This window comes from Pseudooceanicola nanhaiensis DSM 18065 (assembly GCF_000688295.1).
Classification (GTDB): domain Bacteria; phylum Pseudomonadota; class Alphaproteobacteria; order Rhodobacterales; family Rhodobacteraceae; genus Pseudooceanicola; species Pseudooceanicola nanhaiensis.
The window spans coordinates 585794-611350 of the sequence record NZ_JHZF01000011.1; the positions used below are offsets into that span (position 1 = coordinate 585794).

Below are 25557 nucleotides of genomic sequence, written 5' to 3' on the forward strand. Positions count from 1 at the left end.
CGGCGCCCCTCTCAGCCGGCGCGGGCGGCGCGCTGCACCAGCTCCAGCGCCACCTTCGTCGCAAGCCCCATGTCCTGCACCGAGATCCATTCGAGCGGTCCGTGGATCTCCTGCATCCCGGTGAAGATGTTGGGCGTGGGCACCCCCATCTCGGTCAGGCGCGAGCCGTCGGTGCCGCCGCGGATCGGCTCACCCTTCGGGTCGAGCCCGACGGCGCGGCAGGCCTCGCGGGCGAGCTCCACGGGGGTCATGTCCTTCTCGAGCCAGTAGCGCATGTTGCGGTATTGCGGCCGGATCTCGCAGGTGATCCTCGCGCGCGGCTCGGTGGCCGCGACAGCCTCGCAGACCTGGCGCAGGAGCGCGCCGTGGCTCTCCAGCCCGTCGAGCTCGAAGTCCCGCAGGATGAGCTTCAGTTCGCATTCGGCGGCATTGCCGCGCATCTCCGTCAGGTGGAGGAAGCCCGCGCGGCCGTCCGTCGTCTCGGGCGTGCGCGTCACCTGCGGCAGCGTCTGGACGATCTTCGCGGCCAGATGCAGCGCGTTCACCAGCTTGTCCCTGGCCCAGCCGGGATGTGCCGAGACGCCCGTGACCGTCACCAGGGCGGCGTCGGCCGAAAAGGTCTCGTAGATGATCTCGCCGGGTTTCGAGCCGTCGAACGTATAGGCGTAATCGGCGCCGAGGTCGGGGGGCAGGCGCGCATCGACGCCGCGGCCGATCTCTTCGTCCGGGGTGAAGGCGATGCGGATCCGTCCGTGCGGGATCGACGGGTTGGCAAGCAGGTGGCGCGCGGCGGTCATGATGATGGCGATGCCCGCCTTGTCGTCGGCGCCGAGCAGCGTGGTGCCGGAGGCGGTGATGATGTCGTCGCCAGCCTTCTGGCCGAGGTAGGGCGAGATCTCGGGCGAGAGCCGCAGCTCGGGCGCATCGGCGAAGGCGATCTCGCCGCCGTTGTAATTGCGGTGCACGACCGGCTTCACGCCGGTGGCGTTGTAGGCGGGCGCGGTGTCGACATGGGCGAGAAGCCCCAGCACCGGCCCTTCGGCGGTTGCCGGAACGGTGGCGAGCACGGTGCCGTAATCGGTGAGATGGACATCCTCGGCCCCCATCTCCTCGAGCTCGGCGACCAGCAGGCGCGCCATGTCGAGCTGGATGTCGGTGGAGGGCGATCCGGGCGAATCCTCGTCCGACTGGCTGTCGATGGCGGCGTAGCGGACCAGCCGCTCTTCCAGTTCGGTGTCGAATTCGGTGCGCATTCCGGTCTCCTTGATCTGCGTGCGGATGAGCGCCCTGCGGCCTTGGAAAGTCAAGGCGCGGCAGGGTTCGGGCCCGCCCGGGACGCTGCTTCGCGGCATGGAACAGCCGCCTTGCGAAAGCGTTTGCCTCCCCGCATGCTTATGCTATAGGCGGCGAAGGATTTTGCCGGGTGGCTCGCGGGCCAGTCGGCCTCCCGCGTCTGCGGGGGAGAGCCGCCCGGCAGGGCATGACGAGCGCGACCCCGGAGGGGCGAGGGCAGAAACGGGCTGAAGGCCCATGACGTGAGGGTAATTTCATGAGCGATGTCGCAGAACGCGTGAAGAAGATCGTTGTCGACCACCTGGGCGTGGAAGAGGACAAGGTGACCGAGAACGCTTCGTTCATCGACGATCTGGGCGCAGACAGCCTCGACACCGTCGAGCTGGTGATGGCATTCGAGGAAGAGTTCGGCATCGAAATCCCGGACGACGCCGCCGAGAACATCCAGACCTTCGGTGACGCGGTGAAGTTCATCTCGGAAGCCTCCTGAGCTTCGATGAGCGAAAAGTCGCGAAGGGCCCTCGCAGCGCGGGGGCCTTTTCGATTCCGGGGTCCCGCCGGGCGCATCCGCGGCATGTGACCGCCTGAAGCGCGCGGGTGCGTTGCGGGCGCCGGTTTGCTGTCTATATCTCTCCTGACCGCCCGCCGCCGCGGCGCAGACCGGAGTGACACATGGGATACTTCAAGACCGCCATCCTGATGGCCGCGATGACCGCCCTCTTCATGGGGCTGGGCTATCTTCTGGGCGGCACGGGCGGGGCGCTGATCGCGCTCGTCGTCGCCGCGGGGATGAACGCGGTCACGTGGTGGAATTCGGACAAGATGGTCCTGCGGATGCACAATGCGCAGCCCGTGGGGCCGCGCGACGGCTCGGGCCTGCACGAGATGGTGGCCGATCTGGCCCGCAACGCCGGGCTGCCGACGCCCGCCGTCTATCTCATCCAGACCGAGCAGCCCAATGCCTTCGCCACCGGGCGCAACCCGAACAACGCCGCCGTCGCGGTCACCGCCGGGCTGCTGCGCAGCCTCTCGCGCGAGGAGCTGGCGGGCGTGATCGCCCACGAGCTGGCGCATATCCGCAACCACGACACGGCGATCATGACGGTGACCGCGACCTTCGCCGGTGCCATCTCGATGCTGGCGAACTTCGCGCTGTTTTTCGGCGGTTCGCGGGAACGGCTGGGCCTTGTCGGGACGCTCGCGATGATGATCCTCGCGCCGCTGGCGGCGGGGCTCGTGCAGATGGCGATCAGCCGGACGCGGGAATATGCCGCCGACAAGGCGGGGGCCGAGATCTGCGGCCATCCGCTCTGGCTGGCCGCCGCGCTCGAGCAGATCCAGCGCGGGGCGTCCCGGATCGACAACGAGGCGGCCGAGCGCAACCCGGCCACGGCGCACATGTTCATCATCAACCCGCTCCACGCCCACAAGCGGGACGCGCTCTTCGCGACGCATCCGGCGACCGAGAACCGGGTCGCCGCGTTGCGCCAGCTCGCCGCCGAGATGGGGCAGGGCGCATCGACGCCCCGCCGCACCGCCCCCCGTCCGCAGCCGGCACCCGCCGCGCGCCCGGCCTCGCCCAGCAACGTGCCCCGCTCGGGCCGCCGCCGGGCCACGCCGGACCGCGACGAGGGGCCCTGGGGCTGAAGCGGGCGATTCGTCGCTCCGCCCGGGTGCCGCTACGGCAGGCGGCCGGGCTGCCCGGCGGCTGTGCGACAAAACCGGCGCCCCGGGTCAAATCGGGGAAATGTGACTGATTGGTCCTTTCATCCGCTCCACCGACCGATTAGATACAGTTGGACATTTTGGCCCGCGGGGAGGCGGGTCATACCAAGGGAGCAGAACCCATGCTGAACAATATCGGACTTCCCGGCCTGCTGCTGATCGCCGTGGTCGTGCTGGTCCTCTTCGGGCGCGGCAAGATCTCCTCGCTCATGGGCGAGGTCGGCAAGGGCATCACCGCCTTCAAGAAGGGCGTCAGCGACGGCAGCAAGGAGCTGGAAGACGGCTCCGACCATGCCCGCGACGTCACCCCGGCGGATGCCGAAAAGGACAAGGCCTGAGGCCCGCGCCTCACGCCCTGATCCGGACGACAGACCATGTTTGACCTCGGCTGGACCGAGCTTCTCCTGATCGGCATCGTTGCGCTGATCGTGGTGGGTCCCAAGGACCTGCCCGTGCTGTTTCGCAATGTCGGACGTTTCGTCGGCAAGGCGAAGGCGATGGCCAGGGAGTTCACCCGGGCGATGGAGGAGGCCGCCGACGAGGCGGGCGTCAAGGACGTCTCCAAGACCTTCAAGGACGCGACCAACCCCGGCAAGCTGGGGCTCGACAAGCTGAAGGAGGCCACGGACTTCTCGAAATGGGAACCCGGCAGCGCCACCGGCAAGCTGGCCGAGGACCGCGCCGAGGCCGCCAAGAAAATCCACGCCGCCACCGCCGAACGCGCCGCCAAGCGCAAGGCGGAAGAGGCCGCCGCGGCCGCGGAAGCCGCCGACGTGGCGAAGGCCTCGGCCAGGGCCGCGGCCGGGACGTCGCCGGCCGCCGACGCCGCGCCCGCCCCGGCAGGCGACAGCGCACCGGCCCAGGCGGCTGACAAGCCCGTCAAGGCCGCCCCGGGAGGCGCCGCTTCATGAGCATCGAGACGGACGAGCTGGAGGACAGCTCCGCCCCGCTGATCGAGCACCTGGCCGAACTGCGGACCCGGCTGATCTATTCCGTGCTGTTCTTCATCGTCGGCATGGTGATCTGTTTCAGCTTCTGGAACCCGATCTTCAACTTCCTGACCCAGCCGCTCTGCGACGCGCTGGCCGAGCGCGGCCAGATCGGCGATTGCGGGCTGATCCTGATCAAGCTGCAGGAAGGCTTCTTCGTCGCGATCTCGATCTCGCTCATGGGCGGGCTCTGCCTGTCCTTCCCGTTCATCGCCTACCAGATGTGGCGCTTCGTGGCGCCCGGGCTCTACCGCAAGGAAAAGAACGCCTTCCTGCCCTTCCTGGTGGCCTCGCCGGTGATGTTCGCGCTCGGCGCCTCCTTCGCCTTCTACGTGGTGACGCCGCTGGCCTTCGACTTCTTCCTCGGCTTCCAGCAGCCCGGCTCGGTGATCGCCGAGGGCGGGCCCGAGGGCAACGGCATCGCCGGCATCGCCTTCCAGGGCTCGGCGCAGGAATACCTGTCGCTGACCATCAAGTTCATCGTGGCCTTCGGCCTCTGCTTCCAGCTGCCCGTGCTTCTGACCCTCATGGGCAAGGCGGGGCTGGTGTCCTCGGCCGGGCTGCGCTCGGTTCGGAAATACGCGGTCGTCGCCATCCTCGTGCTCGCCGCGCTGGTGACGCCGCCCGATGTGATCACGCAGGTGATCCTCTTCGTCGTGGTCTACGGGCTCTACGAGGTCTCGATCTTCCTGGTCGGCCGCGTCGAGCGCAAGCGCGAGGCGGAGCTCCGGGCGCAGGGGCTCTGGGTCGACGACGTCGAGGAGGAAGAGGCCGAGGACCTCGCCGCAGCGGAGACCGGACGCAAGGATGAGTGACGTGCAGGAACGCATCGCCGCGGCGCTGGAACGCATGGCGCCCGCGCCGCTGGCCGCGCCCGATTTCGCCGCGGCGGACGCCTTCGTCTGGCACGTGAACCCCGAACGGCTGGTGCCCGTGGGGCGGGTCAACCGGGTGGCGCTCGAGCTGCTCGTGGGGATCGACCGCTCGCGCGACACGCTGCTGGCCAACACGCTGCAGTTCGCGAAGGGCCTGCCCGCCAACAATGCGCTGCTCTGGGGCGCGCGGGGGATGGGCAAGTCGAGCCTGGTCAAGGCGATCCATGCCGAGGTGCTGCGGCAGGGGCTGGGGCTGAAGATCGTCGAGCTGCAGCGCGAGGACCTGCCGACGGTGGGCCGGCTGATGGAGCTTCTGGCGGCCTCGGAGGAGCGCTTCCTGCTGTTCTGCGACGACCTGTCCTTCAGCCATGACGACGAGCATTACAAGTCGCTGAAGGCGGTGCTCGACGGCGGCATCGCGGGGCGGCCCGAGAACGTGCTGCTCTACGCCACGTCGAACCGGCGCCATCTGATGCCGCGGGACATGATCGAGAACGAGCGCGGCTCGGCGATCAACCCCTCCGAGGCGGTGGAGGAGAAGGTCTCGCTCTCTGACCGGTTCGGTCTCTGGCTGGGCTTCCACGCCTGCGACCAGGACAGCTACCTCGCGATGATCCGCGGCTATTGCGATGCCTTCGGGGTCGGGATCGACGACGCCACCCTGCGCGCCGAGGCGATCGAGTGGCAGGCGACCCGTGGTTCCCGCTCGGGGCGCGTCGCCTGGCAGTATTTCACCGACCTCGCCGGTCGCAAGGGCGTGGCGCTGCCCGCCTGAGGCCATCTCACAACGTGTCTGTCCGAACGGAGCGGCCCTGCGGGCCGCACACGATCCCTTGCGATTTGGCGGGGCCAAATCGCGTTTGCCTCCGGCGGGGAGTGCGGTGTCTTCCCGGAAACGCGCCAGTGGCGCGTTTCGGCACCGAACGGGCGGAGCCCTTGACCAGAGGAAGGGCGGACACGTGTCCCCTGCTTCCTCTTGCCGAAAATATCCCGGGGGAGTCGCGGCCTGCCGCGACGGGGGCAGAGCCCCCGCCGACGCCGGCCTTATTGCAGGTACGGCATGGGGTCGGTGCTCTCGAGGCCCTTGCGGACCTCGAAATGTACGTAGGGCGATGCGCCGCCGGGGATCTCGGCGATCTTCTGGCCGCGCGAGACGGTCTGCTTTTCCTTCACCGCGATCTTGGTGACGTTGGAATAGATCGTCAGCAGCTTGCCGTCGTGGCGCAGGACGACCACATGGTTGCCCTCGGCATCCGAGGTGATCGCGGCGACCTGGCCGCCATCGGCGGCGCCCACGGCAGAGCCGGGCGCGGCCTGGATGTCGATCCCGTCGTTGCGCCCCTTGGCATATTCGCGGATCACCTTGCCGCGCACCGGGTAGCTCATCGCGCCGGAACTGGCGGGGGCCGCCTGGTCCTGGCCGATGTCCGGCGGCGGGGCCGCCTTCGCCTCGGCCTTGGCCTTGGCGACGGGCACCGTCTTCTCGTCCGGCAGCGGCTTGGCCGCGCTCGGCGGCACGGGGGTCGGGGAGCCGACGCCGGGCGCCTCCACCACCGCCGGCGCGGCGGGCGCGGCCTGGGCGGGCGCGGCGCTGGCGACCGGGATCAGCAGGAACTGGCCTTCGCGGATCGTCAGATTGCCGTCGAGCCCGTTCCATTCCGCCAGCGACTTGACCGGCACACCGTAGAGGCGGGCCACGGTATAGGCGGTCTCGCCGCGCTGCACCCGGTGGCGCGTGGGTTCGGCGCCGCCCGGGGCCGGGGCGGGCTTGGGCGCGGCGGCGGGCGCGAGGGTCGAGGTCTGCACGCTCTGGTCGCCGGCGCGGTCGATGGCGCCGCCCGCGAGCGAGCTGATGTCCGAGCTTGGCCGCAGCGGTCCGGCGGTCATTGCGCCGGTGGCCTGCGACGGTTCGGCGACCCGCGTCGGCAGCGAGAGCACCTCGTCCTCGCGCAGCCGGTCATCGACGCGCAGCCCGTTGTGGCGGGCCAGGGCGGCGGGTTCGGCGCCGATCCGGGCCGCGAGGCTGGCGACGGTGTCGCCGCGCTGTGCCACGGCGACCTGGTAATTCGGGTAGGAGATGATGCCGCGGTTGTCGGGCATCGGGCGGTCCGCGGTGGCCATCCGGGCCGCCTCGGCGGTGGAGAAGCCGTTCAGGTGGTGCCGGAGGTCGTAATCGACCCGTGGCGCATTGCTGCACCCGGCGATGGTCAGGGCAAGCCCGGAGACCGCGAGGCCCCGCATGGCGTTCCGGAAAGCGTTCATCTGTTCGATCCCTCAGCGTCGCCCCTGTTGGTCGGAGCTTTCGGTGATGTTCGGTGCGCCGGCCTGCCGGACCCTGCGCATGTGACTGTCAAATCGTGCGCCTGTCGTCTCTGCGTCATTCCCGGGCAAGCCCCCCGACGAGGGGCACGAACCGCACCGGGCTCAGTTCGTCGTAATCGAGCCCGGTCTCGGTGCGGCGGACACGGATCAGGCTCTGAACCGTGTCGGACTGACCGACGGGCAGGACCATGATACCGCCAATCTTCAGTTGGGCCAATAGGGGGCCCGGCGGATCCTCGGCCGCTGCGGTCACAAGGATACGATCGAACGGCGCCTGGTCGGGCAGCCCGTGCGATCCGTCGCCGTGGATCGCGGTGATGTTCGACAGGTTCATCGCCTCGAAGAGCTTGCGCGCCTCCTGCACGAGGCGGGCGTGGCGGTCGATCGTGTAGACCCGGCGGGCGATCTGGCTGAGCACCGCGGCCTGGTAGCCCGAGCCGGTGCCGACCTCGAGCACCTTGTCGCGGCGCTGCACGTCGAGCGCCTGGGTCATCAGCCCCACGATCGACGGCTGGGAGATCGTCTGCCCGCAGTCGATGGGCAGCGGCGTGTCCTCGTAGGCGCGGCCCGCGAAGATGCCCCGGACGAAGGGACCGCGGTCGATCTTCTCCATCGCCGTCAGGGTGGCCTTGTCCGTCACGCCGCGGGTGCGCAGCGTGTAGAGGAACTGCATCTTCCGTTCGGCGGCCTCGTCGGTCATTCGATGCTCTTCAGCTCCCCGAGCATGTCATGGGCGGTCAGGTCGGCGCGCATCGGCGTGACCGAGATGTAATTGTCGAGGTTCGCATGGGCGTCCGAGCCGGGCAGGGTCGGGACCTGCTGGTCGCCGCCCTGGATCCAGAGGAACTTGCGCCCCGAGGGCGAGAAATGCGGCTGGGTCGAGAAGCGGGTGTTGCGGCGGAAGCCCTGCGTGGTGACCTTCGCGCCGCGCACGCTGGCGGCGGGGCAGGGCGGGAAGTTGATGTTGTAGAACAGCCGGTAGTCGCCGTCGTCCTTCGGCTGCGCGGCGAGGATTCGGCGGACGAGCTCCGCGCCGTGCACCGCCGCCGCCTCGAACGGGTTGTCCATCTGGAAGTTCTCGGGCCCGAGGTATTGCGAGAGCGCGAAGGAGGGGATGCCCTGCAGCGCGCCTTCCATGGCGCCGCCGAGCGTGCCGGAATAGAGCGCGTTCTCGGCCGAGTTGTTGCCCCGGTTCACGCCGGAGAGGATCAGGTCGACCTTTTCCTCCTTCAGCACGTCATGCAGCCCCGCAAGGACGCAATCGGCCGGGGAGCCCTCGGCGGCGAAGCGGCGGGGGCCGAGCTTGGTGACCATCATCGGGTGAGTGTAGGAGATCTTGTGCGCGACGCCCGATTGCTCGAAGGCGGGGGCGACGCACCAGACCTCGCCCGCGTCACCGGCAAGCTCGGCGGCGATGACCTGCATGATCTCGAGGCCCGGAGCGGAGATCCCGTCGTCGTTGGTGATGAGAATGCGCATGCGTGTCTGCCCCCGTTCCTGCCCATGGCCTGCATAGGCGAGAGGTCAGCGAGGGGCAAGCGGTCGGTAAGGGGTTGTGACCCGGTGTGGCGCGAGGGCGCGGCGCGACGTGGCGTTTCCGGGCCTCTCCGCTTCGGCCCCCGGTCCCGCGGCGCCCGGATCAGGCGCCGCGCCGGGAGGTCCGGTGCAGGCCGGTCCAGAGCCCGGCCCCGAGGGGCGAGGCGCTCAGGCCAGGGCCTCGGCCAGCAGGCGGGCGGCCTCGGTATCGGGGGCGCTCAACGCGGCACGGTCCTCGCCGGGGTGGAACCGGGCGCGGAGCGCGGTCGGCATCGGCTTCGGCGTCAGGATGCGGATCCGGGGCGAGGCGACGGTGCCCTCCTGCGCCCAGGCCCGGGCCAGCGCGATCTGGCCGCGCTTGGTGGCGCCGTAGCAGCCGTGGAACTTCTCGTCGGCCGACGGGTCGTCGAAGAAGATCGCCGTGGCCTCGGGCCCCAGCAGGGGGGCGACATAGGGGATCAGGATCCCCATGGCGGCGAGGTTCGTCGCCATGGTCTTGTCCCAGTCCTTGGCGTCGATGTGCTCGGCCGGGGTCAGCGGCGGCGCGTGGACCGCCGTGTGCGCCCAGAGCGCAAGCCCGCCCCAGCGGTCGTGGATCGACCGGCAGAGCTGGGCCATCGCGTCCCGGTTGGTGACATCCATCGGCGCGAGCGTGGCCGAACCGCCCTTGGCCTGGATACGGTCGTCGAGCTCTTCCAGCGCGCCCACCGTGCGGGCGACGCAGATCACGTGATGCTCGGGGGCGAGCGCGAGGGCGAGGGCGGCACCGAGACCGCGCGAGGCGCCGGTGACGAGGACGGGATGTGTTGTCATGCGGCGCGGTTTGCGGTCAATCTCGGCGACAGTCAAGCGCTCGGGAAGGTGAAACGCCTGAGCTTGCCCCGATGAGCCACGGTGACGAAGTCCTCGGCGATGGCGAGCACCTTGTCGCCCGCGAGCCGGTCGCCGACGGTCACCTTGCTGACGACGCCATTGGGCAGGCGCAGGATCGCGCGGCGGTCGCTGTCGGAGCCGTAGGTGCCGAGCAGCAGCGGCTCGGTCGGATCGAACTGGGCCGCAACGGTCGCGGTATCGGCGGCGGAGCCGCTCGCCGGATCGGGACGCGGTGCGGTATCGAGGTTTGCGGGCCGCAGGCGCGGCCGGAGGGAAATCTTGGGCATGTCTCTACCGGTGGAAGTGTCCGTCACACGCGCCCGCCTCCGGTTTGAGCGAAGGGTCGGCGGGCGGCGACGGGGTTCACCTAAGGACTGCGGGCGGGTCTGCAAACCGGGCCTCGGACGTTGACGCTGGGTCATCGGCGGCATGCCGCGACGCAGGCCGCCTACGCCGGCGCCAATACGCCGCAATCGCTTGATCCGAGGGGAAAAAGTGTCACGTTTGCCGGAGGGTTTCGTGAGCGGCCGTGAGGCGCTCAGGCTTGGCCGGTGCCTTCCCTGTCGGCGAATGGCGGGGCGATCAGGCGGCTTGGCCGGTCAGGCAATGCGCGGCACTCGGCCCCGAGCCATTCCGGCGGCGGGGCGAGGCCGGACAGGGCGGTGACGCAGAGCGGAGAGATCGCCTGGTGCCCCGTCCACCCGACGGGATGGCAGGCGGAAGCGGGCATCGCGCAGGAAATCAGCCGGGACGCCTGCGGCAGGCGATCCGGACGGCGGCTGCGGAGCGCGGCGAGGATGCGCGCGCTCCGGTGCGACAGGGGCGAGGCAGGGGTGGTGATCCGCGGGCGCGGTCACTCCGCCGCCTTCAGCTCGAACCCCTTCTCGATCATGTCGGCGGGTTCGACCGGGTATTCGCCCGAGAAACAGGCGTCGCAATATTGCGGGCACTTGTTGTCGCGGCCATTGGCCTCACCGACCGCGCGGTAGAGCCCGTCGAGCGAGATGAACTTCAGGCTGTCCACGGCGAGATGTTCGCGCATCTCCTCCTCGGACATGGTCGCGGCCAGCAGCTTTTCGCGCTGCGGGGTGTCGACGCCGTAGAAGCAGGGCCAGGCGGTCGGCGGGGAGGCGATGCGGAAATGCACCTCCTTGGCGCCGGCGTCGAGGATCATCTCCTTGATCTTCCGGCTGGTCGTGCCGCGCACCACCGAGTCGTCCACCAGGATCACCCGCTTGTCCTTGATCAGGGCGCGGTTGACGTTGAGCTTCAGGCGGACACCCATGTTCCGGATCTGCTCGGTCGGCTCGATGAAGGTCCGGCCCATGTACTGGTTGCGGGTGATCCCCATGGCATAGGGGATACCGCTTTCCTGGGAGAACCCGATCGCCGCGGGCGTGCCGGAATCGGGCACCGGGCAGACGAGATCCGCATCCACCGGCGCCTCGCGGGCCAGCTCCACGCCGATCTGGCGGCGGCTTTCATAGACCGAGCGGCCGCCGAGGATCGAATCCGGGCGGGAGAAATAGACATGTTCGAAGATGCAGAACCGGGGGCTTTGCTGGCGGAAGGGCCGGCGGCTCTCGATCCCCTGGTCGGTGATGACGACCATCTCGCCCGGCTCGATCTCGCGCACGAAGGTCGCGCCGATGATGTCGAGCGCGCAGGTCTCGGAGCTCAGCACCCAGCCGTCGCCGACCTGGCCCAGCACGAGCGGCCGCACGCCGAGCGCGTCGCGCACGCCGATCAGCTGGGTCGCGGTCATGGCCACGACGGCGAAGGCGCCCTCGACCCGGCGGAGCGCGTCCTCCATCCGTTCCGGCAGGGCCTTCTGGAGCGACCGCGCCATCAGGTGGACGATGCATTCGCTGTCGCTGGAGCTCTGGAAGATCGAGCCGCGCTCGATCAGCTCGCGCCGCAGCGACTCGGCATTGGTGATGTTGCCGTTATGCGCGATGGCCGCGCCGCCCATGGCGAATTCGCCGAAGAAGGGCTGCACGTCGCGGATCTGCGTCGCGCCCTTGGAGCCGGAGGTGGAATAGCGCACATGGCCGATCCCGAGCATCCCGGGCAGCGTCTCCATCACCGATTGCGACGTGAAGTTGTCCCGGATGTAGCCGAAGCGGCGGGCCGAGTTGAACCCGTGCGACGGGTCGTAGGTGACGATCCCGCCGGCCTCCTGCCCGCGGTGCTGGAGCGCGTGCAGCCCGAGGGCCACGAAGCTCGCCGCGTCGGTCACGCCGATGGTGCCGAAGACGCCGCATTCCTCATGCAGCTTGTCGTCGTCGTCCCACGGGTGGCGGGGAAGATCTTTGGTCACGGTGTCAGGCTGGTTGCTGGACAAGGGAGCGGCTCCGAATCCTATCGCGTCCTGGGCCCTAGTTAAGACGTCCGGGCCGGTATGTCACGAAAGGATCACAGAACCTTGTCCGCCACGCCCGGATTGTGCGCCAGGGTGACGCAAGGTCAGGCAGGGCGGCGGCATGCAGGGCCGGGGCGAAACGCAAACGGCACGGCGCCCGGGGGGGCCGTGCCGCGCATCCGCAATCGTCCAGCGATCAGGTCGGCTGGTCGCAGGCGCCGACGAGGCCTTCGTACTGGGTGGTGATCCAGCCGAGCGCCTGCGCCGGATCCTCGTCGTTGATCCGTCCGGTGACCTGCGCGAAGACCTGCGCCGAGCGGCTGTCGTCGATCATCGGGATGTCCTGCGAGGTCAGCACCGTGTCGTAGACGAAGAAGGCGATGGCCACGAGCAGCACGCCCCGCGCCGCGCCGAAGAAGAAGCCGAGCGCCTGGTCGAGCCCGCCCAGAACCGAGCGCTGGACCACCGACGAGAAGAGCGGCGTGAAGAGCGAGGCAATGACGAGCGCCACGGCGAAGACCGCCGCGAAGGCGGTGATGATCGAGAGCTCGCAGCTGTCCGAGATGAAATCGCCCAGGAAGGGGACTTCCTTGACCAGCGGCATCACCGCCGGGGCGAAGATATAGGCCACGATGGCGGCGACAACCCATCCCGCGATGGCCAGCACCTCGCGCAGGAAGCCACGCGAATAGGCCAGGATGGCCGACAGCACGATGATTGCGGCCACCACGCCGTCGATGAGGGTAAAGCCTTCCATAACGCTCCCGTACTTCCTTGCAACGGTGCGCGGGGATCAGCCCGCGCCGAAGATCTCGCCTACGAAGGCGGTCAGGTCGGTCATCCGTGTGACCTTCAGACCGCTCTCACCGCCCGGCTTGCCTCCGGCCGGCGCGATGGCCGATGAAAAACCAAGTTTCGCCGCCTCTTTCAACCTGTTTTCGGCCTGACCCACCGGACGGAGGGCGCCTGACAGGGAAATCTCGCCAAAAACGACACATTCCGCCGGCAGGGCCGTGTCCTCCCGCGCGGAAAGCAGCGCGGCGGCGACGGCGAGGTCGGCCGCGGGCTCGCCGATCTTCAGCCCGCCCGCGACGTTCAGGTAGACGTCGAGCCCGGTGAAGGGGATGCCGCAGCGCGCCTCGAGCACCGCGAGGATCATCGCGAGTCGCCCGCCGTCCCAGCCCACGACCGAGCGTCGGGGCTGCGATTGGGGCGTGGGGGCCACGAGCGCCTGTATCTCGACCAGAACGGGCCGCGTGCCCTCGATCCCGGCGAAGACGGCCGAGCCCGGCGCAGGCGTGCCGCGGTCCGACAGGAAAAGCGCCGAGGGGTTCGCGACCTCCGACAGACCCCGGCCGGTCATTTCGAAGACGCCGATCTCGTCAGCCGGGCCGAAGCGGTTCTTGACCGCGCGCAGGATGCGGAACTGGTGCCCGCGCTCGCCCTCGAAATAGAGCACCGTGTCGACCATGTGCTCGACGACCCGGGGCCCGGCGATCTGCCCGTCCTTGGTGACATGCCCGACGAGGATCACGGCCGAGCCGCGGCGCTTGGCGAAGGCGGTCAGCTCGTGCGCCGCGGCGCGCACCTGGCTGACCGAGCCCGGCGCGCTGCCCACGCTGTCCGACCACATGGTCTGGATCGAGTCGACGATCACGAGGTCCGGGCGCTCGGCGTCCAGCGTGGTCAGGATGTCGCGCAGCACCGTCTCGGCGGCGAGCTGCACGGGCGCGTCCGAAAGCCCCAGCCGGTCGGCCCGCATCCGCACCTGCGCGGCCGCTTCCTCGCCCGAGATGTAGAAGGTCTTCAGCCCCCGCGCGGCAAAATGCGCCGCGGCTTGAAGCAGCAGCGTCGATTTCCCGATCCCCGGATCGCCGCCCACCAGGATTGCCGAGGCGGGCACCAGCCCGCCGCCGAGCACGCGGTCGAGCTCGGCCAGACCGCTCTGCGTCCGGGGCAGGGGCGCTTCACGCGCCGAGAGGTCGGTGAGGGTGATCGTCCTGCCGCGCGAGGCGCCCAGCGACTGGGTCCCGGCGGCGGCGGAGAGCGGCGTTTCCTCGGTGATCGAGTTCCACGCCCCGCAGGCATCGCACTGGCCGGACCACTTGGAGTGGACCGCGCCGCATTCCGTGCATGTGTAGGAGGTGTTCGCCCGCGCCATGAGGCTTCTTGCCCCGCGGCGCGGACAGGGTCAACCGGGCCTATTCGGCGGCGGGTTTGACGCCGAGGCCCACCACGTTGCCGGCGGAGCCGGTCTCTTTCCGGATCGCCGCGTTCAGGCCGATGTTCAGCTCGGGCAGGATGTCGTCCAGCTCGGCCCTGAGCCGGTCCAGCTGGCTGCGCGCGACGCTCTCGTCCAGCTCCACCGCTTCCAGCCAGTGCCGCAGGTCGCGGGTGACGGCCTTGGCGGTCTCGAGCCGGTCGTTGAACTGTTCGATCTCTTCCTGGCGCTGCTTGAGGAAGGTCCGGGCGCGTTCGACCTTCTCCTCGGAATAGGTATCGGCCAGTTCGCGGGACATCTGGCTCATCTGCGCGGCGGCCTCCAGGATGTCCGGCTCCAGCCGTCCGAGGTCGGGATGGTCGCGCAGGAAGGCGAGGCGTTCGCGCACGGCGTCGAACTCGTGGCTCAGCCGGAACGCGCCGGCGCGGTCGGCGGCATGGGCGGTGACATAGGCATGGGCCACGTCATGCATCGAGATCCGGAAGTCACGATGCGCGCTTTCCAGCGACATCACGCGGTGGCTCATCGGCAGGAAGGCGCAGAGCGCCACGAAGAAGGCGGCAAGCCCGATCATCGCCCACATGCCGGCGCCTTCGACCGGCGCGCCGTTCCACATCAGCGGCAGTTCCGGCCAGGCGATGACCCCGAAGGCGGCAAGCGCCACCGCAAGGCTTAAACCGAGGGCCAGCAGGAGCATGACGCCCATGGTGACCGGCTGGATGATTTTCGTGAGGATGAGCGACGCGGTCCCCGACGGACCTGTGTGAGCTTGCGTGACCATAACGCTGGCGACCCCTAAGTCTGGCGATAAATGATTCGGCAAAGAATTGCCGATAGTATAACACGACTTGAATATTTTAGTTCCGAAGGGTCAGTCGCTTAGCGCCGGGGGGCTGCCTTCAGCGCCCGTCCGGTGGCCCAGGACAGGGCCAGGCTGGCAAGAATACATCCGCTGAAAAGGTACAGGCCCCAGGCGGTTTCGACCCGTCCCACACCGATGCCCTTGGCCATCGCGATATAGAGCGAAATCAGGAAGATATCGGCCATCGCAAGGCGTCCGGCCCATTCGGCGAGCGCCAGCGTCCGCGGCCCGGCGCGGCCCAGCTGGACGGCGAGCAGGGCGAGCGTCTTGGCATAGGGCGCGGCCAGCGCGAAGAGTGCCACGAGCGCGGCCAGGACCGGGTCCGTCCCGGCGAGCGAGGCGAGGCCCGAGAGCACGCTGATCTCGGACAGGCCGAAGAGCGGCAGCAGCCCGGCACGCATCAGCGGGGCCGTCCAGGCGACGGGGTAGAGCACCAGGAGCGCGAGCGAGGCCGCGACCGGCAGGCGCATCAGCGCACCGCGGGGATCGGGCCCTCGGCGCGGCCGTGGATGAACTGGTCGAGGTAGGGATCGCCGCTGTCGTCCATCCGCGCGACCGGTCCGGTCCAGCGGATCTTGCCCCCGTGCAGCATGGCCACGTCGTCGGCAATGGCCCGGACCGAGCTCATGTCGTGGGTGATCGTCATGGCGGTGGCGCCCATCTCGGTCACGATCTCGCGGATCAGCTCGTTGATGACGCCGGCCATGATCGGGTCGAGCCCGGTGGTGGGTTCGTCGAAGAAGATGATCTCGGGGTCCGCCGCGATGGCCCTGGCGAGCCCGACGCGCTTCTGCATCCCGCCAGACAGCTCGGCGGGCAGGCGGTCGGCCACCTCGGGCGCGAGGCCCACGCGGCGCAGCTTCTCGATCGCGATCTCCCGCGCCTCGGCCTTGGGGCGCTTGAGCGCGCCGCGCAGCAGGCGGAAGGCGACGTTCTGCCAGACGGGCAGCGAATCGAAAAGCGCGCCGCCCTGGAAGAGCATCCCGAACCGGGCGAGGAAGGCGTCGCGGTCCTTGCTCGCGCCCTCCACGGTGATCGTGCCGCTGTCGGGCCGGATCAGGCCGAGGACGCATTTCAGCGCCACGGACTTGCCGGTGCCCGAGCCGCCGATGATGACCATCGAGGTGCCTTTCGGAACCTCCAGCGTCATGCCCTGAAGGACATGGTTCCGGCCGAAGCTCTTGTGGACATCGTCGAAGCGGATCATAGCGAGAAGAACACCCCCGTCAGGAGGAAGTTCGCGGCCAGGATCATCACCGCCGCCGCCTCGACCGCGGACTTGGTGGCCCGGCCGACGCCCTGCGCGCCCCGGCCCGAGTTCATGCCCGCCTGGCAGCCCATGACGGCGGCGATGACGCCGAAGACCGCGCCCTTCACCAGCGACGAGATCACGTCGAGCGGCTCGAGGAAATCGACCGTGTTCTTGAGGTAGGTCGCCGGGTTGAAGCCCAGCGTGCCGGTCGCGACCTGGTAGCCGCCGAAGATGCCCACGATGTCGCCCACGCCGACCAGCACCGGGACCGTGATCAGCGCGGCCAGGACCCGCGGCACCGTGAGGTATTTCATCGGGTGGGTGGAGAGCGTGACGAGCGCGTCGATCTGCTCGGTCACCTTCATCGTCGCGATCTCGGCCGCGATGGACGAGGTCACCCGCGCCGCGATCATCAGCCCGACGAGCACCGGGCCAAGCTCGCGCACCATGCCGATGGCGACGATCTGGGGGACCACCGCCTCGGCATCGAAACGCGCGCCGCCGGCGTAGATCTGGAGCGCCAGCGCCCCGCCGGTGAAGACCGCGGTCAGGCCGACGACGGGCAGCGAGAGCCAGCCGATCTGGAGGACCTGCACGCCCAGCTCGCGCGCGTAGAACGGCGGCCGGACGACATGGCTGAGCGTCTCGAGGAAGAACAGCGTCACCCGTCCGATCATCGCGAACAGGGCCAGCACCCGTGCCCCGACCGCGGCAAGGGGGCGTGTGAGGACCGCCATGCTCAGCCGCCCGCGTAGCGCCGCGTGTAGCGGTGACCGAGCTGGGTGAGAATCTCGTAGCCGATGGTGCCCGCATTGTCGGCGAGGTCGTCGACCCCCTGCCGGTGGCCCAGCAGGCTCAGCCGGTCCGGCACCTCGGGAAGGTGGGTGATGTCGACGCCGATCAGGTCCATCGAGATGCGGCCGCGGATCGGGCAGGGCGTCTCGCCGAAATACATCGCGGTCATCGGCCCCATGATGCGCTGGATCCCGTCGGCATAGCCGGCCGAGACGGTGGCGATGCGGCAGGGCGCCTCTGCCGTCCAGGTGTTGCCGTAGCCCACCGTCTCGCCCGCGGCGAGCTCGCGCGTCTGGATCACCGGCAGGTCGAGATGCGCGACCGGATGGGCCTGCTCGAACGGGCGGCCGCCATAGAGGCCGATGCCGGGCCGGGTGAGATCGAAATGATAGTCGGATCCCAGCAGGATGCCCCCGGTGGCCGAGAGCGAACGCGGCACGTCGAGCCCCTCGGTCATCGCCTTGAAGGTTTTGAGCTGCTGCGGATTCATCGGGTGGTCGGGTTCGTCGGCGCAGGCGAGGTGCGACATGACGATGGTGAGGCTCTGCTCTTCCGCGATCCCGCGGACGGCCTGCCATTCGGCGGGCTCCATCCCGAGCCGGTTCATCCCGGTGTCGAGCTGCACGCCGAAGCGGTGGCCGGGCAGGGCCTCCACATGGCGGAGCATCTGGTCGAGCGAGTTGATCATCGGCACGAGGTCGAGGTCGTGGATCATGTCGGTGTCGCCGCGCATGTGTCCGCCGAAGACGTTGATCTCGACCCCCGGCCCGAGCGCCTCGCGCACCTTGGCGCCTTCTTCGGCCACGGCGACGAAGAAGCGGCGTGCGCCCGCGCGGGCAAGCGCCTTTGCCACGCGGCCCGCGCCCAGCCCGTAGCCGTCGGCCTTGACCACCGCGGCGGTCTCGACCCGGTCGTCGGAGAATGCGTTCAGCGCCTGCCAGTTGGCAATCAGCGCGTCGAGGTCGATGGTAAGCTGTCCCGTTCCCATGCCCGCGTTTCTGACCGGAGCGGCAGGGGGGTGCAAGGGACAAAGCGCCGCTTTTCAACCGCAGGTCAGGGTTCCCAGTTGTTGCGGTAGTTTTCCCATATCTTCTCGCCCACGAGGCAATCGTAGCCGCCGCCCGACTGCACCCTGAGCACCCGCGCGCGGCGCGCCTGCGGCGGCACCGGGTCGGGCTGACGCCCCGCGATCTCGAGCACCAGCTTGCGGCGCACGGCGGCGGCGAATTCGGACCAGTCGTCGACCGGGATGACGAAGCTGCCCGTGCCGCCGATCACGCAATCGGTGTAATAGAGGTCGAGATCCTCGAGCTGCCAGTGGCTGCCCATCCCTTCCTGCGTCATCAGAGGCAGGCCGTTGATCGTGATCCCCCGTGCCAGCACCGCGTCGCGGGCCGACAGGACCGGCATGCCGTCGTTGTTGGGTCCGTCGCCCGAGATGTCGATCACCCGCCGCAGCCCGGTGAAGCCGTTGTCGTCGAACATCGCGGCGCCCATGGTCAGGGCGGACGAGATGGAGGTGCGCCGCATGCCGGTGGAGAAATGGCTTTCCAGCCGCTGCGCGAAGGCCTGCGCGTCGGCGAGACTGCCGATCACCGCCCAGTCGTTGACCACCCGCTGCGAATAGCTGCCCGCCCATTCGACATAGGCGATGGCGATATGGCCTAGGAAACCCGCGCCGATGGCATTCAGCACCGCGTCGGAGACCAGCGCCTCCGCATAGCCGCGGCGCTGGATTTCAAGTTCGTTCGGCGTCATGGAGCGCGAGACGTCGACCAGAAGCAGAAGCTCCACATCGACCTCGACCGAGGCGGGATCGTAGGGCTCCACCTGCGCGGCAACGGGGGCGCCGAGCAGCGTCGCCAGTGATAGCAGAAACGCCCTGAGCATGGCCCAACTGTCCCTGCGTCACCCGCGCCTGTCCAGCGCTACCTTCGATTGCACGGAAAGGTGAATGGCCGTACGAGGCCGCCGCCGCTTCAGGCAGCGTCGTCCTCGGGCAGGATGCGGCCGACGGCCCAGCGGGCGGTCAGCCCGTGGATCACCGTCGAGGCGAAGACGACGAAGACCACCAGTGCCCAGAGCGCGCGTTCGTTGACGAACTCGATATGGCTCGCGGCATAGGCGAGATAGTAGACCGAACCGATGCCGCGCACGCCGTAGAACGCGGTCAGCCAGCGCTCGCCGTCGCGCATGCCGGAGCGCACCAGACCGATGCGCCCGGCGAGGGGACGGATCACCAGCAGCAGGCCGAAGCCGATCAGGGAATGGCGCCAGTCGAGCTCGTTCCAGAGCAATGGCATCAGGCTGCCGAGCAGCACCAGCAGGATCGAGGTCGCCGCCTGCTCGATGGAATCCGAGAACACGTGCAGGCGCTGGTGGATCCGGTGCTCCAGCTCGCCCCGCCGGCAGACGATGCCCGCGACGAAGGCGGCGATGAACCCGTAGCCCTCGGCCAGCTCGACCAGCCCGTAGGCCAACAGCACGGCGCCGAGCGCAAGCGATCCCGGCCCCGCATCGGCCAGCCGCGTGTGGCGCACGCCCGAGAACAGGAGCTGGGCGACGATCCATCCGATCCCCGCGCCGAGCGCCGCGCCCATGACGATCCGGTAGATCATGTCGAGCAGCAGCCATTCCGTGAACCAGCCGCCCTCGGGCTGCACCGCGACATGCAGGGCGAGGTAGACGAAGGGGAAGGCGAGCCCGTCGTTCAGCCCGGCCTCGGTCGTCAGGGTGAAGCGGACGGGATGCTCCTTGCCCTCGAGCGGCGGGCCGACCTGCACGTCGCCGGCAAGGACCGGGTCGGTCGGGGCAAGCACCGCCCCCAGCACCAGCGCCCCCGCGACGGTCAGCCCGGCCAGCCACCAGCCCAGGAAGGCGACCGCCGCGATGGTCAACGGCATGGTGATCGCCAGCAGGCCGATGGTCGGTCGCCAGTGCTGCAGGTTGCGCAGGTCGTCGATCCTCAGCCCGGTGGCGAAGAGCACGACGATCACGACGATCTCGGCCGTGATCTCCCAGATCTTCGGGTTCTCGGACGGGTCGAGGAAGGCCGTCGCATCGGGAAAGATCAGCGCGGCGACCAGCCCCACGAGCATCAGGATCGCCGATCCGGCCGGCGGATGCCGGAACAGCTTCATCGGCAGCCACCACGACAGCAGCAGGGCGCCGCCGGTGATGGCGAGCAGAATGTGGTAGGAGGTGAACCCGAAGAAGTCGTCCATGGGGTAAGGCAACCCCGCCAGGTGCCCGCGGTTCCCGGAGGGGGCGACTGACGGGGCGGGGGTTTGTGCGGCGGCCCCTGCGGGGGACCGGTGAAATTCCGCCAACCGCACCGCATCCGCCGCGCCATCCGCCCGCGACATATTCATTTACGGGAAAATATGTGATACAACTCAACCATTGAGAGAGAAAATTTTCAGACCGTTCATTTCAGCAATCGGAGCGATTGACATGCAGGATTATTCTCCCGGCTCGGCCGGCGCCCATCGTGAGATCCGTGTCGCCAGGCCCAATGAACCGGATCTCGGTCCGCTGCGGCTTCTGCCGGGCACATGGGCCAATATCCGTCCGGAACACCGGGTCACGAACAACGACGGCACCCCGAACCTCTTCAAGGGCGAAGGCACCCTGACCGGACAGGGTCAGAGCCCCTTCGACGGGCGCGGCTGGAACCTGATCGCGCTGCCCTTCGCCGAGGCCGGCGCGCGGCGCAACTACCGCGTCCTGATGAACCAGTACAACGAGGTGCTGGAATTCAAATTCATCGACGACGGTGTCCCGAACCGGGGCATCACGCAGGAGACCCCGGCCCAGAACGCGGACCAGCGGGTGGCGGCGCTCGATTACCAGCAGATGATCGCGCAGATAAAGGCCGAAGACGCCTCGGTCAGCGGCACGGCCGGCGATCCCGAACTGCCGATCCACCACGAGCCCGGGTTCTTCCTGCACATGAAGGATCAGACGATCAACGGCTTCGACATCGCCCGGCTGGCCACCATCCCGCATGGCGATGCGGCCGCGGCACTCGGCCGCGCGGCCTCGTTCGACGGCCCGCCCAGCATCCCGCCGCTGTCGGGCCTTCCCGAAGGTGTCGCCTCGAACATCGCCGCGGCGGTGAACCAGGCGACCGAGGACAGCTATCTCTTCCCCTATCGGCATTTCATCGACCAGCCCTTCAAGGGCGTGATCGGCGACGCGGGCTTCCCGGGCTTCGGGCCGGATGACACGAACCTGCTCCTGCGGCTCGGCATGCCGCCCAATGTCGTGCGCACGACGGAACTGGTCCTTGAGACGGACGTGATGGAGGGCGGGATCAACAACATCCCCTTCATCGTGCGGCAGGCGAACCCGACGCTGATGCGGTCGACCTTCTGGATCATGGAGCTCGACGAGATGGACGAGGACGGCGACCCGCGGCTGGTGCTGGCCTATTCGCAGTTCATCTTCCTGGACTTCTTCGGACGGTTCGACGGGCGGCCGGGCCTGATCCGCTGGCCGCATGTCTCGATCAACATGATGGAGCGGATCGAGAAGCCCGCGCGTCCGGCCGAGGAGGCGACGGTGATCGCGTCGGCCAACCTGTCCGAGAAAACCTACGCGTAAACCTCGGGTTCCGGGGTCACGCGGCCCCGGAAACGGCGACCCCCGCCTCCCGAAGGAGGCAGGGGCCGCTCTGCTCGATAATGCCGGGTCTCAGTAGCCGTCGTCGTTGCCGTTCTGCCAGGGCTTCACGAGGTTGCCGAACCGGGTGAAGCGGCCGTCGAAGCTCAGCTCCACGGTGCCGATCGGCCCGTGGCGCTGCTTGCCGATGACGACCTCGGCCTTGCCGTGGAGCCGCTCCATGCGCTCCTGCCAGGCGGCGATCTCTTCCATCTTGTCGTCCGAGGGCTTCTCGCGTTCGACGTAATATTCCTCGCGGAAGACGAACATGACCACGTCCGCGTCCTGCTCGATCGAGCCCGATTCCCGCAGGTCCGAGAGCTGCGGACGCTTGTCCTCGCGGCTCTCCACCTGACGCGACAGCTGCGAGAGCGCGATCACGGGGATGTTCAGCTCCTTCGCGATCGCCTTCATGCCCATCGAGATCTCGGCGATCTCGTTCACCCGGTTCTCGGCCGTGCCGCGGACGAGCTGAAGGTAGTCGACGATCAGGAGGTCGAGCCCGTGGGTCCGCTTCAGCCGCCGCGCCCGTGCGGCGAGCTGGGCGATCGGCAGGGCGGGCGTGTCGTCGATGTAGAGCGGGCAGGATTCGAGCGTCTTCGCGGCCTCGACGAAGCGGCGGAACTCCTCCTCCGTCATGTCGCCCTTGCGGATCTGCTCCGAGGGCACCTCGGCCGCCTCGGACAGGACCCGGGCGGCCAGCTGCTCGGCCGACATCTCGAGCGAGTAGAAACCCACGACGCCGCCGTCGATGGCGCCCTCGGTCCCGTCATGCCGGATGCCGCGCTTGTAGGCCTTGGCCACGTTGAAGGCGATGTTGGTGGCGAGCGAGGTCTTCCCCATCGAGGGCCGCCCGGCGAGGATCAGAAGGTCCGAGGGGTGCAGGCCGCCGAGCTTCTTGTCCATGTCCACGAGCCCGGTGGAGATCCCCGCAAGGCCCCCCTCGCGCTGGTAGGCGGCGTTCGCGACGTTCACCGCGTCGGTGACGGCACGCAGGAAGGACACGAAGCCGCTCTCGGTCTGGCCCTGTTCGGACAGCTTGTAGAGCTGCTGCTCGGCCTCGACGATCTGCTCCTTCGGCTCGGACTTCACGTCGACCTTGGCGGCCTTGGCCGAGATCTCCTGCCCGAGCGCGATCAGCTGGCGACGGATCGCCATGTCATAGATCATCTGGGCGTAATCCTTGGCCGCATAGGCCGAGACGGCCGCGCCCGCGATCCGCGCCAGGTAGGCGGGTCCGCCCAGTTCCTTCAGCCCCTCGTCATCCTCGAGGAACGCCTTCAGCGTCACCGGGGAGGCGAGATTGTTCTTCGCGATCCGCGCCGCGGCGGTCTCGAAGATGCGCGCGTGCACCGGTTCGTAGAAGTGCTGCGGGCCGATGATGCCCGCGATCTTGTCGTAGATGTCGTTGTTGGTCAGCAGCGCGCCCAGGAGCTGCTGCTCCGCCTCGATGGAATGCGGCACACGGTCCGCGGCGTCGGACTGGGGCACAAGGGCCCCGCCGGCGTCAATCCTCGCATGGTCGTTCATCTCGTCCCCTCGCAGCCCACGAGCCGCCTCGGCGCGTCTCCCGCGCCGGTCTGCCCGCTGCCTCGATATGCGCGTCTCGGACGACGCGTCGTTCTGTGAAACGAAGCATTAACCGAGGCCCCGGGCGACCGGCAATCTGGATATCCTGTGGATGATCTGTGCATAAGCCGACGCTACCACATCTATGCAAGCGACGCGAGCAATTCGCGAGATCTTGCGGGGGTGCCGACAAAGCTCGGCGGAGGCATACGTCACTTTCCGCGCATCGCCGGCACGGCGGCCGGCCCATGCCGCGCCAGCCTTCCGCATTGCGGAATTGCGCGCCTGCCGGCCGGGCCGCCCCGGCCGCCCGGCCGAATCGTCAGCCGTTCCGGCGGGCCTCCTGCCATTCCCGCGGCGCGGCGAGGAAGCGTTCGACCTCGGCCAGGGTCTCGGCGTCGAAGGCCTCGCGACGGCGTGCCTCGGCCAGCACGTCCCACCAGGTGCAGAGGTGATGCAGGCTCACGCCATGATCTCCCAGCGTCTTCTCGGTCTGGGGGAAGATGCCGTAATAGAAGATCACCGCCGTATGCGCACAGGAGGCGCCGGTCTCGCGGATCGCGTCCACGAAGGAGATCTTCGAGCCGCCGTCGGTGGTGAGGTCCTCGACCAGCAGGACCCGCTGGCCTTCGCTCATCTGGCCCTCGATCCGGGCGTTCCGGCCGTAGCCCTTGGGTTTCTTGCGCACATAGGTCATCGGCAGCGCCATGCGCTCGGCGACGAGGGCCGCGAAGGGAATGCCCGCCGTCTCGCCGCCCGCGATGTTGTCGAAGGCCTCGAGGCCTGCGTTCCGCATCACGGTGACGGTCAGGAAGTCCATCAGGGTGGACCGGATGCGCGGGTAGGAGATCAGCTTCCGGCAGTCGATATAGGTCGGCCCCTGAAGCCCGGAGGCATAGGTATAGGGCTCGGCCGCGTTGAAATGCACCGCCTCGATGTCGAGCAGCATGCCGGCGGAGAGGCGGGCGATTTCCTCGGGCGAGGGATAGGACGAGGGGATCATGCGGAAGGTCTCCTGTAGGCGAAGGTCCCGTGCTTCATCTTTCCATAAATACTCTCGCCGAAGGCGAAATCGTCACGGGGCCTTGCCCCGTGATCGCCGCCGATGGCGGCGATGCCTCCGGCGGGAGTATTTTCGGAAAGATGAAGCCGGGGGTCAGGCATCGACCCGCCAGTGCAGCGGGAAGCCGGGGTCGAAGACGGTCACGGGGCCGTCGCCGCCCTCGATCTTGGCGGGATAGGTGACGGGGTCGCCCCTGGTCAGGGTGATCGTCTCCTCGTTGGGCGCGAGGAAGTAGTAGGCCGGGCCGTTGAGCGAGGTGAACGCCTCGAGCCTGTCGAGCGCGTTTTCCCGTTCGAACACCTCCGCCAGAACCGACATCGTGTTCGTCGCCGTGAAGCAGCCGGCGCAGCCGCAGGCATGTTCCTTCAGCGCGTCCACATGCGGCGCGCTGTCGGTGCCGAGGAAGAACCGCGCGGCGCCCGAGGTTGCGGCCTTGACCAGCGCGCGCTGGTGCGTGGCGCGCTTGGCGACCGGCAGGCAGTAGTAATGCGGCCTGATGCCGCCCACGAGGAGGTGGTTGCGGTTGATGACGAGGTGGTGCGTGGTGATCGTCGCGCCGAGGTTCTCGTCCGCGTCCGTCACGTAATCCACGGCGTCCGAGGTGGTGATGTGCTCCATCACCACGCGCAGCCCCGGATGGGCGCGCCGGATCGGGTCCAGCACCTTGTCGATGAAGACCGCCTCGCGGTCGAAGATGTCGACCTCGGGCGCCGTCACCTCGCCATGGGTGCAGAGCGGCAGCCCGATCTCGGCCATGCAGTCGAGCACGCCGCGGATCTTCTCGAAATCGCGCACCCCCGAGGCCGAGTTCGTCGTGGCCCCCGCCGGGTAGAGCTTCACCGCGGTGATCAGCCCCGAGGCATGGGCCGCGCGCACGTCGGCCGGGTCGGTCTCCTCGGTCAGGTAGAGCGTCATCAGCGGCCTGAACGCCATGCCCTCGGGCAGGGCCGCCATGATCCGGTCGCGGTAGGCCGCGGCGTCGGCGGAGGTGACCACCGGCGGCACGAGGTTCGGCATGATGATGGCGCGGGCGAAGTGGCGCGCGGATTCCGGCAGCACGGCCTTCAGCATCGCGCCGTCGCGCAGGTGCAGGTGCCAGTCGTCCGGGCGGCGGAGGGTGAGGCTCTGGGTCATGGCCAGCGCATAGCGCAGCCCCCG

The 25557-nt window shown here is 68.7% G+C and carries 26 protein-coding genes; 7 read left to right on the forward strand and 19 right to left on the reverse strand.

The window, feature by feature from the left end; genetic code table 11:
- Positions 1-11: 11 nt before the first annotated feature.
- Positions 12-1253: a peptidase T gene (gene pepT, locus Q344_RS0103765; RefSeq protein ID WP_028285491.1), complete on the reverse strand. Its 1242-nt coding sequence runs from the start codon at positions 1251-1253 to the stop codon at positions 12-14.
- Between the two features lie 296 nt (positions 1254-1549).
- Between pepT and Q344_RS0103770 the strand changes: the two genes are divergently transcribed.
- The 6 genes from Q344_RS0103770 (at position 1550) to Q344_RS0103795 (ending at position 5657) form a co-directional block, all read left to right on the forward strand.
- Positions 1550-1783, forward strand: coding sequence for an acyl carrier protein (locus Q344_RS0103770; protein WP_028285492.1), 234 nt, complete (start codon positions 1550-1552; stop codon positions 1781-1783).
- A gap of 182 nt (positions 1784-1965) precedes the next feature.
- Positions 1966-2940, forward strand: a complete 975-nt coding sequence (gene htpX / locus Q344_RS0103775; protein ID WP_028285493.1) for a zinc metalloprotease HtpX — start codon at positions 1966-1968, stop codon at positions 2938-2940.
- 200 nt (positions 2941-3140) lie between these two features.
- On the forward strand, positions 3141-3356 hold the full coding sequence (locus tag Q344_RS0103780; protein ID WP_028285494.1) for a twin-arginine translocase TatA/TatE family subunit: 216 nt from the start codon (positions 3141-3143) through the stop codon (positions 3354-3356).
- A 36-nt stretch (positions 3357-3392) separates the two neighbouring features.
- Positions 3393-3929, forward strand: a complete 537-nt coding sequence (tatB, locus tag Q344_RS0103785) for a Sec-independent protein translocase protein TatB (protein ID WP_028285495.1) — start codon at positions 3393-3395, stop codon at positions 3927-3929.
- On the forward strand, positions 3926-4822 hold the full coding sequence (gene tatC / locus Q344_RS0103790; protein WP_028285496.1) for a twin-arginine translocase subunit TatC: 897 nt from the start codon (positions 3926-3928) through the stop codon (positions 4820-4822). The genes tatB and tatC overlap by 4 nt, the downstream gene beginning before the upstream one ends.
- Positions 4815-5657, forward strand: coding sequence for an ATP-binding protein (locus Q344_RS0103795; protein ID WP_028285497.1), 843 nt, complete (start codon positions 4815-4817; stop codon positions 5655-5657). Before tatC ends, Q344_RS0103795 begins: the two co-directional genes overlap by 8 nt.
- Positions 5658-5926: 269 nt before the next feature.
- Here the strand turns inward: Q344_RS0103795 and Q344_RS0103800 are convergent, their stop codons facing one another.
- From Q344_RS0103800 to Q344_RS0103870, 15 genes are all read right to left on the reverse strand, one after another.
- Positions 5927-7144: a peptidoglycan DD-metalloendopeptidase family protein gene (locus tag Q344_RS0103800; protein WP_028285498.1), complete on the reverse strand. Its 1218-nt coding sequence runs from the start codon at positions 7142-7144 to the stop codon at positions 5927-5929.
- 115 nt (positions 7145-7259) lie between these two features.
- A complete protein-coding gene (locus tag Q344_RS0103805; RefSeq protein WP_028285499.1) occupies positions 7260-7904 on the reverse strand; it encodes a protein-L-isoaspartate(D-aspartate) O-methyltransferase in 645 nt (214 codons plus the stop codon).
- Positions 7901-8683 (reverse strand): 5'/3'-nucleotidase SurE, encoded by a 783-nt coding sequence (surE, locus tag Q344_RS0103810; RefSeq protein ID WP_028285500.1) that lies wholly within the window; start codon positions 8681-8683, stop codon positions 7901-7903. The genes Q344_RS0103805 and surE overlap by 4 nt, the downstream gene beginning before the upstream one ends.
- Positions 8684-8908: 225 nt before the next feature.
- Positions 8909-9553, reverse strand: a complete 645-nt coding sequence (locus tag Q344_RS0103815; RefSeq protein ID WP_028285501.1) for an SDR family oxidoreductase — start codon at positions 9551-9553, stop codon at positions 8909-8911.
- Between the two features lie 32 nt (positions 9554-9585).
- Positions 9586-9900: a hypothetical protein gene (locus tag Q344_RS23040; protein ID WP_051630251.1), complete on the reverse strand. Its 315-nt coding sequence runs from the start codon at positions 9898-9900 to the stop codon at positions 9586-9588.
- 566 nt (positions 9901-10466) lie between these two features.
- Positions 10467-11933 (reverse strand): amidophosphoribosyltransferase, encoded by a 1467-nt coding sequence (gene purF, locus Q344_RS0103825; protein WP_028285502.1) that lies wholly within the window; start codon positions 11931-11933, stop codon positions 10467-10469.
- Positions 11934-12171: 238 nt separating this feature from the next.
- Complete coding sequence (locus Q344_RS0103830) at positions 12172-12732, reverse strand: CvpA family protein (protein WP_028285503.1); 561 nt, start codon at positions 12730-12732, stop codon at positions 12172-12174.
- Between the two features lie 36 nt (positions 12733-12768).
- Positions 12769-14136, reverse strand: coding sequence for a DNA repair protein RadA (gene radA / locus Q344_RS0103835; RefSeq protein ID WP_028285504.1), 1368 nt, complete (start codon positions 14134-14136; stop codon positions 12769-12771).
- A gap of 40 nt (positions 14137-14176) precedes the next feature.
- A complete protein-coding gene (locus Q344_RS0103840; protein WP_156954624.1) occupies positions 14177-14902 on the reverse strand; it encodes a DNA repair protein in 726 nt (241 codons plus the stop codon).
- 173 nt (positions 14903-15075) lie between these two features.
- Positions 15076-15528, reverse strand: a complete 453-nt coding sequence (locus tag Q344_RS0103845; protein WP_036538285.1) for a paraquat-inducible protein A — start codon at positions 15526-15528, stop codon at positions 15076-15078.
- Positions 15528-16265 (reverse strand): ABC transporter ATP-binding protein, encoded by a 738-nt coding sequence (locus tag Q344_RS0103850; protein ID WP_028285506.1) that lies wholly within the window; start codon positions 16263-16265, stop codon positions 15528-15530. Before Q344_RS0103850 ends, Q344_RS0103845 begins: the two co-directional genes overlap by 1 nt.
- Positions 16262-16987: an MlaE family ABC transporter permease gene (locus Q344_RS0103855; RefSeq protein ID WP_409372504.1), complete on the reverse strand. Its 726-nt coding sequence runs from the start codon at positions 16985-16987 to the stop codon at positions 16262-16264. The genes Q344_RS0103850 and Q344_RS0103855 overlap by 4 nt, the downstream gene beginning before the upstream one ends.
- 62 nt (positions 16988-17049) lie before the next feature.
- Positions 17050-18093, reverse strand: coding sequence for an alanine racemase (gene alr, locus Q344_RS0103860; RefSeq protein ID WP_028285508.1), 1044 nt, complete (start codon positions 18091-18093; stop codon positions 17050-17052).
- Positions 18094-18158: 65 nt separating this feature from the next.
- Positions 18159-18995, reverse strand: a complete 837-nt coding sequence (locus Q344_RS0103865; protein ID WP_036538288.1) for a DUF1194 domain-containing protein — start codon at positions 18993-18995, stop codon at positions 18159-18161.
- Between the two features lie 89 nt (positions 18996-19084).
- A complete protein-coding gene (locus Q344_RS0103870; protein ID WP_028285510.1) occupies positions 19085-20329 on the reverse strand; it encodes a cation:proton antiporter in 1245 nt (414 codons plus the stop codon).
- 229 nt (positions 20330-20558) lie between these two features.
- On the opposite strand from Q344_RS0103870, the gene Q344_RS23045 reads away from it, so the two are divergent.
- On the forward strand, positions 20559-21710 hold the full coding sequence (locus Q344_RS23045) for a heme-binding protein (protein ID WP_051630253.1): 1152 nt from the start codon (positions 20559-20561) through the stop codon (positions 21708-21710).
- 90 nt (positions 21711-21800) lie between these two features.
- On the opposite strand, the gene Q344_RS0103880 is transcribed toward Q344_RS23045, so the two are convergent.
- The 3 genes from Q344_RS0103880 to pyrC form a co-directional block, all read right to left on the reverse strand.
- Positions 21801-23297 carry a replicative DNA helicase gene (locus tag Q344_RS0103880; RefSeq protein WP_028285511.1) on the reverse strand — a complete coding sequence of 499 codons (1497 nt, stop codon included), beginning with the start codon at positions 23295-23297 and terminating at the stop codon, positions 21801-21803.
- 361 nt (positions 23298-23658) lie between these two features.
- Complete coding sequence (locus Q344_RS0103885; protein WP_028285512.1) at positions 23659-24339, reverse strand: orotate phosphoribosyltransferase; 681 nt, start codon at positions 24337-24339, stop codon at positions 23659-23661.
- A gap of 153 nt (positions 24340-24492) precedes the next feature.
- Positions 24493-25533 (reverse strand): dihydroorotase, encoded by a 1041-nt coding sequence (gene pyrC, locus Q344_RS0103890; RefSeq protein WP_028285513.1) that lies wholly within the window; start codon positions 25531-25533, stop codon positions 24493-24495.
- Positions 25534-25557 lie beyond the last annotated feature (24 nt).

Coding starts and splice junctions, on each gene's coding strand:
- pepT (WP_028285491.1), bottom strand. CDS start 1,253: ATGCGCACCGAATTCGACACCGAACTGGAAGAGCGGCTGGTCCGCTAC.
- Q344_RS0103770 (WP_028285492.1), top strand. CDS start 1,550: ATGAGCGATGTCGCAGAACGCGTGAAGAAGATCGTTGTCGACCACCTG.
- htpX (WP_028285493.1), top strand. CDS start 1,966: ATGGGATACTTCAAGACCGCCATCCTGATGGCCGCGATGACCGCCCTC.
- Q344_RS0103780 (WP_028285494.1), top strand. CDS start 3,141: ATGCTGAACAATATCGGACTTCCCGGCCTGCTGCTGATCGCCGTGGTC.
- tatB (WP_028285495.1), top strand. CDS start 3,393: ATGTTTGACCTCGGCTGGACCGAGCTTCTCCTGATCGGCATCGTTGCG.
- tatC (WP_028285496.1), top strand. CDS start 3,926: ATGAGCATCGAGACGGACGAGCTGGAGGACAGCTCCGCCCCGCTGATC.
- Q344_RS0103795 (WP_028285497.1), top strand. CDS start 4,815: ATGAGTGACGTGCAGGAACGCATCGCCGCGGCGCTGGAACGCATGGCG.
- Q344_RS0103800 (WP_028285498.1), bottom strand. CDS start 7,144: ATGAACGCTTTCCGGAACGCCATGCGGGGCCTCGCGGTCTCCGGGCTT.
- Q344_RS0103805 (WP_028285499.1), bottom strand. CDS start 7,904: ATGACCGACGAGGCCGCCGAACGGAAGATGCAGTTCCTCTACACGCTG.
- surE (WP_028285500.1), bottom strand. CDS start 8,683: ATGCGCATTCTCATCACCAACGACGACGGGATCTCCGCTCCGGGCCTC.
- Q344_RS0103815 (WP_028285501.1), bottom strand. CDS start 9,553: ATGACAACACATCCCGTCCTCGTCACCGGCGCCTCGCGCGGTCTCGGT.
- Q344_RS23040 (WP_051630251.1), bottom strand. CDS start 9,900: ATGCCCAAGATTTCCCTCCGGCCGCGCCTGCGGCCCGCAAACCTCGAT.
- Q344_RS0103830 (WP_028285503.1), bottom strand. CDS start 12,732: ATGGAAGGCTTTACCCTCATCGACGGCGTGGTGGCCGCAATCATCGTG.
- radA (WP_028285504.1), bottom strand. CDS start 14,136: ATGGCGCGGGCGAACACCTCCTACACATGCACGGAATGCGGCGCGGTC.
- Q344_RS0103840 (WP_156954624.1), bottom strand. CDS start 14,902: ATGGGCGTCATGCTCCTGCTGGCCCTCGGTTTAAGCCTTGCGGTGGCG.
- Q344_RS0103845 (WP_036538285.1), bottom strand. CDS start 15,528: ATGCGCCTGCCGGTCGCGGCCTCGCTCGCGCTCCTGGTGCTCTACCCC.
- Q344_RS0103850 (WP_028285506.1), bottom strand. CDS start 16,265: ATGATCCGCTTCGACGATGTCCACAAGAGCTTCGGCCGGAACCATGTC.
- Q344_RS0103855 (WP_409372504.1), bottom strand. CDS start 16,987: ATGATCGGACGGGTGACGCTGTTCTTCCTCGAGACGCTCAGCCATGTC.
- alr (WP_028285508.1), bottom strand. CDS start 18,093: ATGGGAACGGGACAGCTTACCATCGACCTCGACGCGCTGATTGCCAAC.
- Q344_RS0103865 (WP_036538288.1), bottom strand. CDS start 18,995: ATGCTCAGGGCGTTTCTGCTATCACTGGCGACGCTGCTCGGCGCCCCC.
- Q344_RS0103870 (WP_028285510.1), bottom strand. CDS start 20,329: ATGGACGACTTCTTCGGGTTCACCTCCTACCACATTCTGCTCGCCATC.
- Q344_RS23045 (WP_051630253.1), top strand. CDS start 20,559: ATGCAGGATTATTCTCCCGGCTCGGCCGGCGCCCATCGTGAGATCCGT.
- Q344_RS0103880 (WP_028285511.1), bottom strand. CDS start 23,297: ATGAACGACCATGCGAGGATTGACGCCGGCGGGGCCCTTGTGCCCCAG.
- Q344_RS0103885 (WP_028285512.1), bottom strand. CDS start 24,339: ATGATCCCCTCGTCCTATCCCTCGCCCGAGGAAATCGCCCGCCTCTCC.
- pyrC (WP_028285513.1), bottom strand. CDS start 25,533: ATGACCCAGAGCCTCACCCTCCGCCGCCCGGACGACTGGCACCTGCAC.